This window comes from Erythrobacter longus, from assembly GCF_000715015.1.
Taxonomy (GTDB): domain Bacteria; phylum Pseudomonadota; class Alphaproteobacteria; order Sphingomonadales; family Sphingomonadaceae; genus Erythrobacter; species Erythrobacter longus.
Map to the genome: position 1 here is coordinate 18991 of NZ_JMIW01000010.1, position 14870 is coordinate 33860.

Annotated in this window: 19 protein-coding genes; 9 read left to right on the forward strand and 10 right to left on the reverse strand. The window is 55.1% G+C overall.

All coding sequences use genetic code 11. The annotated features are described in order from the left end of the window. Positions 1-8: 8 nt before the first annotated feature. The 3 genes from EH31_RS16190 to EH31_RS16200 are packed head-to-tail and all read right to left on the reverse strand — an operon-like array spanning position 9 to position 1352. Entirely contained in the window at positions 9-464 is a 456-nt protein-coding gene (locus EH31_RS16190; protein WP_034962351.1) for a RidA family protein, read from the reverse strand. A 5-nt stretch (positions 465-469) separates the two neighbouring features. Continuing rightward, positions 470-1090 carry a hypothetical protein gene (locus EH31_RS16195; protein WP_034962353.1) on the reverse strand — a complete coding sequence of 207 codons (621 nt, stop codon included), beginning with the start codon at positions 1088-1090 and terminating at the stop codon, positions 470-472. Between the two features lie 13 nt (positions 1091-1103). Then, positions 1104-1352: a DUF3572 family protein gene (locus tag EH31_RS16200; RefSeq protein WP_051699375.1), complete on the reverse strand. Its 249-nt coding sequence runs from the start codon at positions 1350-1352 to the stop codon at positions 1104-1106. 106 nt (positions 1353-1458) lie between these two features. Between EH31_RS16200 and EH31_RS16205 the strand changes: the two genes are divergently transcribed. After that, on the forward strand, positions 1459-1827 hold the full coding sequence (locus EH31_RS16205; protein WP_034962356.1) for a response regulator: 369 nt from the start codon (positions 1459-1461) through the stop codon (positions 1825-1827). On the opposite strand, the gene EH31_RS16210 is transcribed toward EH31_RS16205, so the two are convergent. Further along, positions 1824-2408, reverse strand: a complete 585-nt coding sequence (locus EH31_RS16210; protein WP_152553618.1) for a Pycsar system effector family protein — start codon at positions 2406-2408, stop codon at positions 1824-1826. The two genes, EH31_RS16205 and EH31_RS16210, sit on opposite strands and share 4 nt — an antisense overlap. Before the next feature lie 135 nt (positions 2409-2543). Between EH31_RS16210 and EH31_RS16215 the strand changes: the two genes are divergently transcribed. The 3 genes from EH31_RS16215 to EH31_RS16225 are packed head-to-tail and all read left to right on the forward strand — an operon-like array spanning position 2544 to position 4850. Continuing rightward, positions 2544-2786: an acyl carrier protein gene (locus EH31_RS16215; RefSeq protein ID WP_034962358.1), complete on the forward strand. Its 243-nt coding sequence runs from the start codon at positions 2544-2546 to the stop codon at positions 2784-2786. A 14-nt stretch (positions 2787-2800) separates the two neighbouring features. Continuing rightward, on the forward strand, positions 2801-4036 hold the full coding sequence (gene spt, locus EH31_RS16220) for a serine palmitoyltransferase (RefSeq protein WP_034962360.1): 1236 nt from the start codon (positions 2801-2803) through the stop codon (positions 4034-4036). Positions 4037-4055: 19 nt separating this feature from the next. Next, positions 4056-4850 (forward strand): enoyl-CoA hydratase/isomerase family protein, encoded by a 795-nt coding sequence (locus EH31_RS16225; RefSeq protein WP_034962362.1) that lies wholly within the window; start codon positions 4056-4058, stop codon positions 4848-4850. 67 nt (positions 4851-4917) lie between these two features. Here the strand turns inward: EH31_RS16225 and EH31_RS16230 are convergent, their stop codons facing one another. Next, a complete protein-coding gene (locus tag EH31_RS16230) occupies positions 4918-5529 on the reverse strand; it encodes a YqaA family protein (protein ID WP_034962363.1) in 612 nt (203 codons plus the stop codon). 545 nt (positions 5530-6074) lie between these two features. On the opposite strand from EH31_RS16230, the gene EH31_RS18035 reads away from it, so the two are divergent. The 4 genes from EH31_RS18035 (at position 6075) to EH31_RS16250 (ending at position 8466) form a co-directional block, all read left to right on the forward strand. Then, the gene (locus EH31_RS18035) at positions 6075-6308 is read left to right on the forward strand and encodes a hypothetical protein (RefSeq protein WP_241765971.1); all 234 of its coding nucleotides are present in this window, start codon (positions 6075-6077) and stop codon (positions 6306-6308) included. A gap of 212 nt (positions 6309-6520) precedes the next feature. After that, positions 6521-6865, forward strand: a complete 345-nt coding sequence (locus tag EH31_RS18110) for a hypothetical protein (RefSeq protein ID WP_338390491.1) — start codon at positions 6521-6523, stop codon at positions 6863-6865. After that, positions 6750-7163 (forward strand): DUF2793 domain-containing protein, encoded by a 414-nt coding sequence (locus EH31_RS16245; RefSeq protein WP_081853472.1) that lies wholly within the window; start codon positions 6750-6752, stop codon positions 7161-7163. The genes EH31_RS18110 and EH31_RS16245 overlap by 116 nt, the downstream gene beginning before the upstream one ends. A gap of 172 nt (positions 7164-7335) precedes the next feature. Continuing rightward, a complete protein-coding gene (locus tag EH31_RS16250; protein ID WP_034962367.1) occupies positions 7336-8466 on the forward strand; it encodes an OmpA family protein in 1131 nt (376 codons plus the stop codon). Between the two features lie 268 nt (positions 8467-8734). Here the strand turns inward: EH31_RS16250 and EH31_RS16255 are convergent, their stop codons facing one another. Both EH31_RS16255 and queC read right to left on the reverse strand, forming a co-directional pair. Next, complete coding sequence (locus EH31_RS16255; protein ID WP_422110937.1) at positions 8735-10384, reverse strand: MFS transporter; 1650 nt, start codon at positions 10382-10384, stop codon at positions 8735-8737. Positions 10385-10452: 68 nt separating this feature from the next. After that, on the reverse strand, positions 10453-11136 hold the full coding sequence (gene queC, locus EH31_RS16260) for a 7-cyano-7-deazaguanine synthase QueC (RefSeq protein ID WP_034962370.1): 684 nt from the start codon (positions 11134-11136) through the stop codon (positions 10453-10455). Here queC and EH31_RS17770 point away from each other — a divergent pair. Then, positions 11066-11590, forward strand: a complete 525-nt coding sequence (locus EH31_RS17770) for a hypothetical protein (protein ID WP_169738778.1) — start codon at positions 11066-11068, stop codon at positions 11588-11590. The two genes, queC and EH31_RS17770, sit on opposite strands and share 71 nt — an antisense overlap. Before the next feature lie 106 nt (positions 11591-11696). Here EH31_RS17770 and hslO read toward each other — a convergent pair whose 3' ends face one another. The 3 genes from hslO to EH31_RS16280 form a co-directional block, all read right to left on the reverse strand. Beyond that, entirely contained in the window at positions 11697-12593 is an 897-nt protein-coding gene (gene hslO, locus EH31_RS16270) for an Hsp33 family molecular chaperone HslO (RefSeq protein WP_034962374.1), read from the reverse strand. A gap of 69 nt (positions 12594-12662) precedes the next feature. Further along, positions 12663-13601 carry an ornithine carbamoyltransferase gene (argF, locus tag EH31_RS16275; RefSeq protein WP_034962377.1) on the reverse strand — a complete coding sequence of 313 codons (939 nt, stop codon included), beginning with the start codon at positions 13599-13601 and terminating at the stop codon, positions 12663-12665. Beyond that, positions 13601-14800 (reverse strand): aspartate aminotransferase family protein, encoded by a 1200-nt coding sequence (locus EH31_RS16280; RefSeq protein ID WP_034962379.1) that lies wholly within the window; start codon positions 14798-14800, stop codon positions 13601-13603. The genes argF and EH31_RS16280 overlap by 1 nt, the downstream gene beginning before the upstream one ends. Between the last annotated feature and the right edge of the window lie 70 nt (positions 14801-14870).

The following is a 14870-nucleotide window of genomic DNA, read 5'->3' on the forward strand; positions in this document are numbered from 1 at the left end:
CGGGCGCCTTAGTCCGCAAGCGCGATAACCGCGTCCACTTCGACCGCAGCGCCTAGTGGCAAAGACGGCGCGCTCACAGCAGCGCGAGCATGACGTCCTGCATCTCCAAACACCTCAAGCATGAGGTCAGAGGCGCCATTCGCGACCTTTGGCTGATCGGTGAAATCCGGCGTCGAGTTGACGAAAGCGCCCAGCTTCACGACCCGCTCTACTTTTTCCAGGACACCTGCAGTTTTAAGCTGCGCCAAGATCATGAGGCCGCATGCGCGCGCCGCTTCCATCCCCTCGGCAAGCTCGACATCATCGCCAAGCCGCCCTTTGGCCAGAACGCCGTCGATGAAGGGCAGTTGCCCCGAGACATATGCAAAGCCGTTCTGAACAACCACGGGCACGTAGCTTGCAACAGGTGCAGCAGCCTCGGGCAGAGTGATGTTCAACTCGGTGAGACGGTTTTCGATTGTCATGAGGCTTAGTCCTTCAATTGCTGGCTGAGCCAAGGCAGCGCCTCGCTCCATAGATCGATCCGCGCATGGGCATGGCCTGCTTCGTGAGCGCATGGGATAGCGCTCGAAATCATCGGCTCGCCGCAAAGGTGGAGCCTCATCACGTGCGGGGTTGTCTCTTTCACAGACGCATGATGCTGCGCCAGATCATCGATAAAGAGCGCCTTGGTCGGGCGGAACTCGTCAATGATCTTCGCCAATGCCGGTCCTTTTGGCCCTTGGTTGGTGTAAACCTTTGCGTGAAGCCCATGGGCGGCCAATTGTTCGGCCCGGTGGTCACGGCGAAAATCCACAAGGTTCGTCAACACAACAAGGTCGGCCTCTTCGGCGAGCGTGTTGAGCGCGTTAATAGAGCCCGCGATCGGCAGCTGGCTGTCCATTTGCGTATCAAAAAATCCGCCAAGCTTCTTCCAAATCTCGTCAGGTGCGAGGAAGTCACCGCTTTCACGCCAGCGCAAGGCCTTGCCAAAATCGCCACCGCTCAGATCAAAGTCGATGCCTTGGCTTTCTTCAAGCCACACTTTGAACGGCGCGACCATATGCAAAATCACTTCATCGCAGTCGCTTATTACGAGGGGGCGGCTCATAGGGGGGAGCTCATCAGGTTAAATTCCTTCGGGTGGAAATCAGTTCTTCGGGCGTCACAGCCAATGCTTCGGCTGCGCGTATAAGGTCTGGTTCGTAATTGGCTAGAAAATCCAAGCTCGATGCCAGAACGGCCACGTCGTCCAATCCGTTCCGCAAAGAATCCGGATCAAGGCCGGTCAGCTCAAGATAACGCTCAGCGCGCTCTGTATCCTGCAAGATCCAGCCGAGCGCCGCGAGCGCGAGGGTCTTGGCCCGGTTCACCTCCTCAGGCGAACCAGCATGGCGAGGCTTGTCGTTGGGATCAGGGATTGTGATAGTTCTCTCGCGCGATTAGATGTGGGTTAGTTTCAAGCAGGCGGGCGCCCATATGGCAAAACTAATTATGGTTGTTGAGGATAATGACCTCAACCGGAAATTGTTCTGCGATGTGCTGAAGGCGCAAGGATTTGAAGTGAAACCGATTGCGGATGGCAATGAAGTGCTTTCCGCTGCACGGGAAATCTCCCCCGATCTCATCATTATGGATATCCAATTGCCCGGAATTTCCGGAGTTGATTTGATCGAGGCCGCCAAAAAAGAGACCTCGCTCAAGGATATCCCAGTCCTCGCCGTGACCGCTTTTGCAGCAAAGGGTGACGAAGAGAAGATCCGCGAAGCTGGCGCAGCTGGTTATCTATCCAAGCCTGTGTCGATCATTCCGTTTATGAACGCGGTGAAGGAATTGCTGCCCGGCTAAAGGGCGATATTCTCGTAGGCGAAGACGATCCAGGTGATGAACACGCCCCACACAAAGGTGCGATAGGCATAGTTCAGATATTTATACTTCTTGCCCGCCAAAACCTGGCCGCCCTGATGGATGTCAGTCAGCATGGTTCGAAACAGCGTCTCATCCGTCTCAAACTTATCGAGCAATTCATCGATCCACTCATCGGTTTCGAGCGAGACGTAGTGACCAAAGAAAAGATAATTGAAATTCTTCCGGTCTTTGGGTGCCTGAGGCACGGATGGAATCACCGAAAGCACGGCGAAAAGGGATGAGATGAATGCGGTCGCTGCCAAGGTAAGCACCGCCCAGGTCGCCCCGCCCCCAAACAAATTGGTGATCGACATGGAGAAAACCACGAATGTCGCACCGATTAAAATCGACGCTTTATTGTCTGCCATGGAGGACAAAGACAGTGTCTGGGTTTGCGCAGTCCGCACTAGGTGGATCGAATGATTGGAAAATTTGCGCTCTTTTTGAGCAAGTTCGTGCGATCCAGCCGCCTTTGAGCCACTAATCGGCGCACCTTTTTCAGGCTCGGCTTGTGCCACCATTGTTCCACCCCCATAACATTGCCATACTGGTCTGCCATTTAGGCGAGAGCTTGACAAGTTTGCCCCGGCTCAGCTTTTGCAGACCAAACCGAAGGTGCAGCACCCTGCACCCAAGACAGAAAGCACACTTAAATCATGACCGAAGCCGACGTTGATCAGCGCATCCGCGCGTTGATAGAGCCCTTCAACAAGAAGGGTGTCGAGATCAAAAATGAAACCTCATTTGCAAATGATCTCGAATTTGACAGCCTAACCGTCATGGATTTCGTAGCTGAGATTGAAGACGAGTTTGATATCATTATCAGCATGAACCAGCAGGCCGAGATTGAAAACTACGGCCAACTGATCAGCGCTGTTCACAAGCTACAGGATAGCTGAAGAGAGCCTTTGCTATGACAGACACCATTACCGCCACGCACACCCCTCCGGCTGGCGACCTGTTTTCCAAATTCGACGATCTCATTCAGACGCGTGAAACGCTTTTGGCGAGCGGCGTGGAAGACCCGTTCAATTTGGTAATGGAGAAAGTTCTCTCCCCAACCCGGGCGGTGTGCAACGGGCGCGAGACGATCTTGCTCGGCACTTACAATTACATGGGCATGACCTTTGACCCCGATGTTTTGGAAGCAGGGCGAGAGGCGCTGACGGAATTTGGCTCTGGAACAACTGGCAGCCGGGTTCTGAACGGCACTTATCAGGGCCACCGCGAGTGCGAGGATGCACTCAAGGAATTCTACGGCATGGATCACGCCATGGTATTCTCAACCGGATATCAGGCCAATCTTGGGATCATCGCCACCATCGCTGGCAAGGGTGACTACGTTGTTCTCGATATCGACAGTCACGCCTCGATCTATGACGGCTGTGCGATGGGTAATGCTGAAATCGTGCCCTTTCGGCATAATGATATCGAAGCAATGGAAAAACGCCTTCGCCGCATTCCGGAAGGGGCCGGCAAGCTGGTGATCCTCGAGGGCGTCTATTCGATGCTTGGCGATGTTGCTCCGCTTAAAGAGATGGTCGCGATCGCTAAGCAATATGGCGCTATGGTGCTCGTGGATGAAGCCCACTCTATGGGCTTCATCGGCGAAAATGGCCGCGGTGTTTGCGAAGAGCAGGGCGTCATTGATGATGTCGATTTCATCATCGGCACCTTCTCAAAGAGTGTCGGCACTGTCGGCGGCTTTTGCGTCTCGAACCATCCAAAGTTCGATATCATGCGGCTTGTATGCCGTCCTTATGTGTTCACAGCCAGCCTCCCCCCCAGTGTTGTCGCGACGGCGGCAACCTCGATCCGCAAGCTTATGCACGGCGCGAACAAGCGCGCGCATCTGTGGGAGAACTCGCGGACGCTTCACAAGGGACTTACCGATCTTGGTTTTGAGCTGGGCACCAAAGAGCCGCAAAGCGCTATTGTGGCCGTAATTATGCCGGACCTTGAGCGCGGTGCCATGATGTGGGAGGCGCTTTTGAAAGAGGGCCTTTATGTCAATCTTGCGCGGCCACCGGCAACACCTGCTGGCATGACCTTGCTTCGCTGTTCGCTGTGTGCAGAGCATTCAGCCGAAGAAGTGCAGACAGTCCTTTCTATGTTTGAGCGGGCCGGTAAAGCGGTTGGCATAATCTAGCACGTAAAGGCGGTCATTCTTGTCGGACCCAATCCTGATTACGCAAGACGGAGCGGTCGCCACGGTCACGCTGAACCGACCTGAACGGCTCAACGCTATGGATGAGGCGCTCATCTTTGCGCTTCGCGACTATTTTCAAGCGCTGCATGATCGCCATGATATTCGGATTGTGGTCTTGAAGGCGGCTGGCCGCGCTTTTTGCGCAGGTCTCGATCTTGAAGCTTGGCCAAGGGACGAAAGCGTCGGCCCGGTACAGCACACTTGGCGTACGCAGCGGAGCATTGCGAGTGTGATGCAGCTGATGCGCTCCTGCCCCCAGCCGGTTATCGCATTGGCGCAAGGTGCGGCGTGCGGAGGCGGGCTTTCCTTGCTCTTGGCAAGCGATATCCGCTTTTGCACGCCCGACTTTCGGATGAAAGCAGCTTATATTAAAATCGGCCTTGGCGGTTGTGATATGGGATCGAGCTACTTTCTCCCCCGCCTCGTCGGAGCGTCTCTGGCGAGCGAGATGATCCTTACCGGACGCTTCATTCATGCCGACAGGGCATTGGCCTCGGGCTTTGTCAGCGCAATTGTGGAAGCGAGTGAAATGGATGGGGCTGCGCAGAGCATTATCGACGAAATGCTGCTCACCGCCCCTATGGGCCTTCGGCTGAGCAAAGACGCCCTTAATCGCAACATCGATGCGCCCGGCTTTGAAGCGGCGCTAGCGATTGAGGACAGGCAGCAGGTTTTGTTGTCGCAAACTCAAGACGCTTCAGAAGCACAGCGCGCCTTTCTTGAAAAGCGACGGCCAGATTACCAAGATCGCTGAGCGCACTGGCGTTTTGCCAAAACGGTTATTGGCCACACCCCAGAGAACCAAATAGCAGGGTGCGGTATCAGCCTCTTACATCGACCGCTTGTGCGCAAACGTGATTGTCGGGCTCTTCCTCTCCGCCTGCCAGCTGGGTGAAGACGATAAAACCGCCAACGACCAAGACCACAAACAAACTGGTGAGCCAGCCAAGATATTTATCGATGATCCGCTTGATCGGAGCGCCGAAAACCTGAAACAGCACCCCAACAACCATGAAGATGAGCGCCCTTCCCGCCACCGCAGCTAGCGTGAAGGTCAAAAGGTTCATCTCGATAAACCCAGCAGTGATCGTCATCAGCTTGAATGGGACCGGGGTGCCCGCTGCAAAAAATACGGCCATGGCCCCCTGCTCTCGAATGTAGCATGCAGCGATCGGAAAGCTCTCTGTTAGCCCCAAAAGCCCGAGGAGCCATGCGCCGACCGCTTCATAAAGGAAGTAGCCAATCCCGTAGCCGAACAACCCACCAAGGACCGATGACACTGTCGCTACAGCCGCGAACTTGATCGCCTTCTTCGGTTCAGCAAGGCACATCAGACCAAGGAGTGGATGGGGTGGGATTGGGAAAAAGCTTGATTCGATGAAGCTGAAAAAGGCCAGCCACCAAACCGCATAAGGATGCGCCGCTTTGTCCATTGTCCATTCGTAGAGTGCTCGCAGCCAGGCCAATTGAACTTCATCCAATAATGTAGGTTGTCCTTACCCCCGGCGGGAGATGGACTTACGGCGAGGCCCTATTCGAGCACTGCAAGCGGCGCAATCCAAAATTAACAAACCTATTTGGTTATTTTTCTTGACATCGTCACGCTATCTGGTACTAATAGATCAACATCTAGAAATTGTGATTCGCTTTTAGGGGTGGTTTGGGATCAACCACGCAAAGCCTGCTCTCTACTTGAGACGCGGGCTTTGTCTGGTCAATCTTCGACGGGAGACGACCGATAAACTCGTATATTGACCAATCTACTCATGACGCCAGCAACAACCAAATCGGTGTGCTGGAACATAGACAAGATAAGTTCGAGGCATTTCTAATCCATCTGGCTGAGAGCTCAAACGTCACTCGTTCCGCCACAAATGCGGGTCTGTACCCAAGCGCCGTTTATCATAAGCGGCGCCAAGACCCCGTCTTTGCGCGAAAGTGGCTGGCGGCCCTTTATGAAGGTTATCTTCACCTTGAGATGGAAGTCGTCCGGCGGCTTCGCGAAGGTGAGATGCATGGCACAAACAAAGACAAATATGATTTCGCCAACGCGATCAGATTGCTCACGGTCCACCGTGAAAACGCAGCAAGAGCGCAAGCTGAACAACGCAATGTGGATGCAGCCGCCGTGCGTGCATCGATTGATCGCAAGATTGAGGATATTCGCCAACAGGTCCAGATTGAAAAGGCCCGCGAAAGCAACGGCCGTTGACGGGCACCCTCGATTGGCTCGCATTTGAAGACCCTTCTGTTCGCGAACGGATCGTCAAAACCCTCAATCAGGAGGAGCGCAATGAATGGCGCTTTCAATGGGAAATTCAGGCCCGCGAAAGCCAGCTTGCGCCGCCTGGCGATTGGCGCAGCTGGCTAATTCTTGCTGGCCGGGGATTTGGCAAGACCAGAGCTGGCGCGGAATGGGTGCGCATGATCGCAGAAAACAATTCCGAGGCGCGCATTGCTTTGGTGTCTTCCTCTTTGACAGAGGCAAGATCGGTCATGGTTGAAGGAGAAAGCGGGATCTTGGCGTGCTGTTCGCCTGAACGCAGACCCACGTTTGAAGCATCGCTGAGGCGGGTTCGCTTCCCAAACGGGGCGCAGGCACAATTGTTTTCAGCGGCTGAACCCGAAAGCCTTCGCGGCCCGCAGTTTAGCCATGGCCCCAGGGCAAGCGCAAAAAGAGCCGTTCATCAACCACGCCTTGTCATTGGTGGACGCGCTGATCCAAAACGTGGTCGTCGATTCGCTCGATACCCCGCCTACAAATCCTGAAGATGGAACTTTGTACAGGGTTCTTGAGAATGCCACCAATGAATGGCTTAATCACGATGAAGAGATAGCCATTTGGCTCGGCGAAGCTTGGGAGTTCATTTCTCCGGCCAATGGCATGATGATCTTCGATCAAATGGCCGGAATGCAATTGCGCTATTACGGCAACTGGCAGGCGGCGGTTGAGCCAGCAGCTCCCTCTGGTGGAACGACAATTGACACGGAAGCGAGGGCAACAATTGACTCCCTGATCGAAGCTCTTCGGAATGCTGGGATATTCGAGAAAGTAAGCACCCCTTGAGGCGGAAAGGCTCTTGAAAGATGTTACAAAGACCTGTTCGAAGGCCACTTTTCGGGATTCAGGAGCTAATTAGAGGCAAACGTGCAACAGTCCGCTCGATTGAAGCTTGCTTGTATAATACCTAGAAGTTAAGCAACGCTAGCGCCTCAACTCGAAAAAGGGGAATTCCAAAATGCGCAATATCGTCATTGGTTTGGCGATGGCTTCGACGGCTCTGACAACACCGGCCATGGCCCGCGAGGGTCAATGGTACATCCAAGGTGATGCCGGTGCGATGATCGTTGAAGACGTCGACTTTGATATTAACACTAACATCGACGCGGCCACAGTCGATCACGATGCTGGCTGGGACGCCGGTGTAGCTGTTGGCCACGACTTCGGTATGTTCCGGCTTGAGGCTGAAACAAGCTATCGCCGTGCTGGGCTCGACGAAGTAGGGGCTGGACCTGTACCAGGCCTGCCGCTCAATCAAACAGCCGCCGGGGTCAATCTGCTTCAGTCTGAAATCCGTCCTGCTGGCGGCATTACTGACGCACTTAGCTTTATGCTAAACGGCCTGGTCGACTTTGGTCCAGACGATGGCGTGCAAGGCTTTGTCGGCGGCGGTATCGGTATTGCTCGCGTTGACTTCGAAGGTCGCGTCAATTCCGATGGCCCCGGTCTCTGGGATGATTCAGACACTGGCCTCGCTTGGCAAGCGCTTGCAGGTATCCGCGCGCCCATCAGTGACAAGTGGGACGTCGGCTTGAAGTATCGCTACTTCAACGCGACAGGCGTGGACATTATTGATCCACTCGGACGCGACCTCAGCACTTCCCTGACATCGCATTCGATCTTGGGTTCGTTGGTGTACAACTTTGGTGGCGAGGCTCCGCCTCCACCACCACCGCCACCGCCTCCACCACCGCCACCGCCTCCACCACCGCCACCACCGCCGCCGCCACCGCCGCCGTGTAACACTGGCCCATACATCGTCTTCTTCGACTTCGATGAGTCAGTAATCACTGCGGATGCGGCGACAATCTTGGACAACGCTGTCACGGCTTATGCAAATTGCGGCACTGCTGCTGTTATGCTCGCAGGTCACACCGACCGGTCGGGTAGCGTTTCCTACAACCAAGCGTTGGCAGGCCGTCGTAACGAAAGCGTGACCGAATATCTGACCGGTCGGGGTGTCCCGATGGGTCGTATTTCGAGCCAAGCTTTCGGCGAATCGCAGCCACGTGTTCCAACTGCGGACGGTGTACGCGAATTGCAAAACCGCCGTGTGGAAGTGACTTACGGGCCAGGTTCGGGCATGTAAGACGAAGCTTTCTCTACAAAATACGAGAAGGGGGCTGGAGCAATCCGGCCCCTTTTTCTTTGCTCAATGCAGACAACTGAAAAGCAGCCTGGTCCGCTACTCATGCAAAGCAGAGCGGCGAAATACAACCCAAGCAAGAAGGCTTTGAGTAGAGCACTGAGCGATCGCCGCTTCGTTTCTGTAAGGGCGGCCGCAACGCTGCAAACCTTGACTTTAATCAAAACCAAGGTCGAGATGCAGTTAGGCCAATCGCCAGTTCTGCCTGGCTTTAGTCGCTTTCAAACTTCTCGCCGGCCGCTCTAGCACGCTCAACAACGCTACCACTCGCTTTCCCAGTCAACCGAATAGCGGAAATCAGCAAGGCCAGACCAATCGGAGCGATCCAAAGCGTCGAAAGCACTCCCATACTCAGATTGTCACTGTTCTGTGTTGACACATACCCAGCCGTAAACGGCCCCAGAGCTAGTCCGACCAGCGTCGTGGCAAGGAAGAAGGTTGCAGTCGCAGTTCCTCGCATACGCGGTAGCACAAGCGCTTGGCTAGCTGCGGCTGCAGCGCCCAACGCAGATGCGGCGAGGCCGCCAACCACGACGTTGAGCACGATAAAAAGCCAATAGCTCTCTGTAGTATACTGCACGACCGCAAAGGGGATCGGGCTGAGAAGGCCGAACAGGACAACCCAAACTCGTCCGGAACCTGTTCGGCGGATCAGCGCATCTGCCATCCGTCCGCCGAGGATAACTCCAAGAAATCCGCCTGCTGCCCCTCCACCGCCAAGCCAGAAACCAAGGCTAACTTTGGATACCCCGAAAACTCTCTCTGCGTAGGGTGCCCCCCAATAACTCGCGGCATAAGCCATGAAGGCAACTGTCCCATACCCAAGGATCGTGCACAGAAATGCAGGCGACCCCCAGGTCAATACAAACGTGGGATAATCCCGCCGACGCAGCGCAGTCGCCCAACTGAATACGGCATAATATCCCAGAGCCAGCAAGAACCATTGGTCGCTTATCGCAGGAAGCGCCGTGCCCAAGGCGTTTTCTAAGGCCTCCATGATGAATCCCTGTCCCGTGCCAAGAGCAAAGGTAAGACCGGCGGCGATCACGAATGCGAAAACAAATGCCGCAATATTGATGACAAGCGCCATTCCACCGCGCGATGCCGCACCGAAAAACGTAAAGCCTGGGATGACGGTGGTAAGCTCTTGCACAAAGCCCCGGAATGGATGCGGGTCTTCTGCTGTTGGTAGGCCATCGATCGCCCCCCTGACAGGTTCGTGGAGCGTCATTACCCAAACAGCGAGCAGTAACCCTGGAATGCCGACAGCTATGAAGGCGGCCTGCCAACCCGCCAGATTAAGCGGTCCACCGTCGGGAAAAGCGGCATTCCACCGGTCGACAACCATACCGCCAATCGCAAGCGAAATACCGCCTCCGATGTAAAGGCCCGAGCTATAGATAGCCAAGGCGGTTGCCCTGAGACGGGCCGGGAACCAATCGGAAATCAAAGAATAAGCAGATGGGCTGGCGGTTGCCTCACCAACACCAACCCCGATCCGGGCAACGGTCAATTGACCTGCATCGCGCGCAAAGCCAGACAATGCGGTCATCGCTGACCAAAGGCTTAGCCCCAAGGTCATCAGACGAACGCGTTTCCAACTATCGGCCAGCTTGCCCAAGGGGATCCCGAACAGCGCATAAAAAATCGCAAAGGCGGTCCCGTAAAGGAAGCCAAGATAGGCGTCGTCAACGCCAAGGTCTGCCTTGATATCGTTGGCAAGGATTGAAAGAATCTGCCGGTCGATGAAATTCAAAACATAGACAAGAACCAATACGCCCAGGGCATACCAGCTATACGCGGGTACTGGGGCATCTCCTGCGTCAATCAGATCCTGAGCGATTGGCTCCGGCTGCCCTATGGCATTGTCACTCGAAGAAAATCTCCTAACACTTTGCCCCCGCGCACGTGAAGCGTCACTCGCTCACGTTATTCGGCATAAGAGGTGCTATCGACAATCCCCGCCTCCGCAAAACCCTTTTTTCTCAAGCGGCAAGAATCGCACTTACCACAAGGCAAACCTTCGACAGTCGGATCATAGCAAGACCAACTCCACGAAGGATCGAGGCCAAGCCTTGCACATTCTATGGCAATATCGGCTTTAGTCATGTGTTGGAGCGGCGTATGGATTTTGAGCGGACTACCTTCCACGCCAGCTTTGGTGCCCAAGCGAGCAGTCTCGGCAAAGCTCTCAATGAACTCAGGGCGGCAATCGGGATACCCTGAGTAATCCAGCGCATTCACACCGATGAAAATGTCGCGTGCCGATTTGGCCTCAGCGCAAGCCGTTGTCAGCGCAAGGAAAACTAAGTTGCGCGCCGGCACATAGGTGACGGGAATATCATCGCCAACACCATCCTTTGGCACAGCGATCTCATCTGTAAGAGCAGAGCCTCCGAAGGCTCGAAGATCAAGGGCGATTTCCGTTTGGCTTTCCAGCTGCAATTTGGATGCAATCGCCTTGGCACGGTCAAGTTCAATCCGATGCCTCTGGCCGTAATTCACGGTCAATGCGTGAACGGCAAAGCCATTCTCCAAAGCAATGGCAGCAGAGACCATAGAGTCCAAGCCGCCGGAAAGAAGAACGATCGCTGAAGGTTTCGAGGACGCCATACGAGCGCAGCTAATCGCCAAACCACAGATTGGCAACAATCAGTGCGAATTGTCTTGCAGCTCAGCAGCTACCGGTACGCCTTGCCTCTGCAGCGAATTGAAAAGGCAGCCCAGACGCGATGCCCTGACTCTCAATCTGGACAAGCGCGCCTGTTTCTTTCCGGATATTAGTCCGGCCATACCCATTACCTGGACAGGTGTACTGCACCGCAACCTTGTTTGCGCCATCTTCGACAACGAAACGGCTGCAGTCAGCTTGTTTGTGACGCAGTTGAATGAGCTCTCTTCCGGTTTTCACGCAAATCTTGCGGTCTGGCGAGCCATCACGGTGCTTGATAGTCCACTCGCCTTTGGTAAGTTCCTCCAGCATAGACAGCCCATCGGACTGAGCAGCAACGGGAAGTGCGAGGCCAAGCGCTACCATGCCAAGCGCAGTGGCGATACCAATTGGTGAATATTTTACGCGTGATGTCATGCGCGCTATCTCCGCTAATCGCGTGATTATTACACGTACGGTCTTAGATTTCTACGATGAGCCGTTCCTGAACGGCGATAAAGCGCTATAACGACAGCTCAAAGGTCTTGGCGCAAAACGCGCAATCGACCGCAATCAGGCCAGCATCGTTGCGCATTTCAGCCCGTTCGTTTTCGGGGAAACGCGACAAAACCGAAGCGTAATGCTCTGCGCTACACCGGCAACCGCGCGAAACTTCGCAGCCAGCTTGAACGCGAGTCTCGCTTTCCTCATGAAACAATCGCCAAACTATCGCTTCTAGTGACAGCGCAGGATCAAGCAACTCATCATGGCTTATCGAACCAGCCATAGTCGCGACATGTTCCCAATCGGGATGATCCATCCTCACATGAAGGCGCTCGCGGCCTTCTTCCCCATCTGCCAAATGCTGAATTAGCAGGCCTGCGGCCATACCACCATTGGCACCCGCCCGGCTGGCAACCCTTATCAAGGTAGGGATCTGCTCCGATTGGCTGAAGTAAGCTTCGCACGCTTGAGAGAGGCTATCTCCCTCTAGCGGCACGATCCCTTGGTATCTCTGGCCCGCTCCTGTTTCGAAGGTAATAGCAAGATACCCGGTACCAAATAGCGATGTGAGCGAAGGGTTTGCGCCTAAATCGGCGAGCGTTGCGGCGTCAAACTCGGCATAACCCCTTAGGCTTCCTCCGCGGAAATCACAGACTAATAGCGAAACTGCGCCTTCCTTGGTCTGCGCCTGCATAGTAAGCTGCGCGTCCTCACCCTCACTTTTAAGGAGCCCTCCCATCAGGGCGGTGAGCACCAAAGCCTCCTCAAGAAGATGGGTCACAGGGGGTGGGTAATCGTGGGCTGAAAGCACCTCGTCAATCACCCGATCAAGGCGCACCAAACGGCCGCGCGCGCTGCGGTCTGGCAGAGTGAAGCCGAGGAGCTTATCCTCAAATGTCTCAGAAATTGTGTTCATGGTTCAGCTATATGGTGGCTCTAGCCCTTTGCGTTAAGACCCAGAGGCCCGCCAAGAGCTCTAAAGCAATCAGCCCAGATGCCCAAAACACCACAAAAGCACTGATTTTTGTGCGTGAATTCGGTTTTCTGCTTCGTCGAACACAACGGATTGAGCGCTCTCGAACACTTCCTCGCTTACCTCTTTGCCAACGTGAGCAGGCAGGCAATGGAGGAACAGAGCATCGGTCTTTGCCTCGCTCATCAGCGCTGCGTTGACCTGAAATGGCTCCATCGCCCTTCGCTTCTCATCAGCATCGGCCTGGCCCATGGAAATCCAAGTGTCCGTGACCAGCACATCCGCGCCCGATGCAGCCTCCGCCGCCGAATTGGTTAACGTCACCCGGGCACCGCCAGAGCGCGCTATTTCGACGAACTCTTGATCGGGTTCAAAACCCTTTGGCGTCGCAACCCGAACATTAAATTTCATCAGTCCCGCGGCCTCAAGAATCGAGTGCAGCACATTGTTACCATCGCCAAACCATGCCAATTCAAGGCCCGGTAGAGCTTTCCCATGTTCGATGACGGTAAGAAGGTCAGCAACAATCTGGCAGGGATGGGAACGGTCAGTCAGACCGTTGATGACGGGCACACTCGCATGACGCGCCATTTCTTCGATCTTGGCGTGATCGTCTGTGCGCAGCATGATTGCATCCACCATCCGGCTGAGCACGCGGGCGGTATCAGCGATGGTCTCACCTCGCCCCAACTGGCTTGATCCAGCCTCCAAGATCAGCACCGTGCCGCCAAGTTGGCGCATCGCGATATCGAAGCTGACCCGTGTGCGGGTGGAGTTTTTCTCAAACACAAGAGCGAGGACACGGCCCGCGAGCGGCCCATCTTTGTCCGGATGGCCCTTGGGCATGTCGGTGCGGGCGGTTTTGCGATCAATCGCATCCGCGATCATCGCGGCAATCGCATCCGCTCCGGCATCCCCCAAGTCGAGAAAGTGGCGCGTCTGCTCGGGCATTACGCCGTTTCCGCTACTTTAAAGCTCGCAGCGCCAGCTGAAAGTTTGTCGAAAAACTCATCGATCTCCGCGTCGCCGATCACAAGCGGCGGAATAACCCGTAAGGTTTGATCGCCGGCAGCAACGGTCAGCAGCTGGTGATTATCACGAAGATGCAGGAAGAACGGGCGGCTCTCGACCTTCATCTTGAGGCCAAGCATAAGCCCTTTGCCGCGAACCAGCTCGAAGAGTTCGGGATAATTGCCAATAAACTGTTCAAGCCGTGTCCGGATCCGCTCACCCTTTTCCGTGACTTCGGCCAGAAACTCCGGATTAGCCACAGCATCCATCACAGCGCTGCCTGCGGCCATTGCAAGCGGATTGCCACCGTAAGTGGAGCCATGCGTGCCAAAAGTCATACCGCGCGCAGCCTTTTCCGTCGCAAGAATAGCGCCAAGCGGGAAGCCACCGCCAAGCCCCTTGGCAGTCGCGACAATGTCAGGCTCAATGCCGTAATGCTCATAAGCATACATTTTGCCGGTCCTCGCGACGCCGCATTGCACTTCGTCCAGAACCAACATCAGATCATGCTCGTCCGCAAGTTCGCGCAGTCCTTTCATGAAGGCGTCGGATGCAGGGCGAATACCGCCCTCGCCCTGGATTGGTTCGACCAAAAAGCCCGCTGTATGGGGACCCATCAAAGATTTCGCTGATTCCAGATCGTCGAATTCTGCATATTTGAAGCCATCAAGCAGCGGTGAGAAACCGTGATGCATTTTGGTTTGGTTTGACGCGCTGATCGTTGCCATGGTCCGGCCATGGAAAGCGTTGGAAAAAGTGATAAGCTCGAAACGCTCCGCATCACCAGCGTCACCGGCATTCTGATGGTAAGCACGCGCCGCTTTGATCGCGCCTTCGACCGCTTCAGCGCCCGAGTTGGTGAAGAAGACGGTGTCGGCAAAGGTCGCATCGACCAATTGCTGCGCCAATTTCTCGCCTTGCGGACTGCCGTAGAGGTTGGACACATGCATCAGCTGTGCAGCTTGGTTCTGGATCGCCTCGATCAATCCTGCGTGCGAGTGACCCAGAAGGTTCACCGCAATCCCGCTAGCAAAATCGAGATACCGTGTGCCATCCTCATCAATAAGGTGGCAATGCTCACCCTTTACAGGTCGAACTCCGCAGCGCGGGTAGACGGGCATAAGCGGCGAAATCGTCATAGTCTTTGTTCCTGAATCTGTAAGATCGGGCCCCAAACGCAAATGGCGGCCCACACTTGAGCCGCCATGC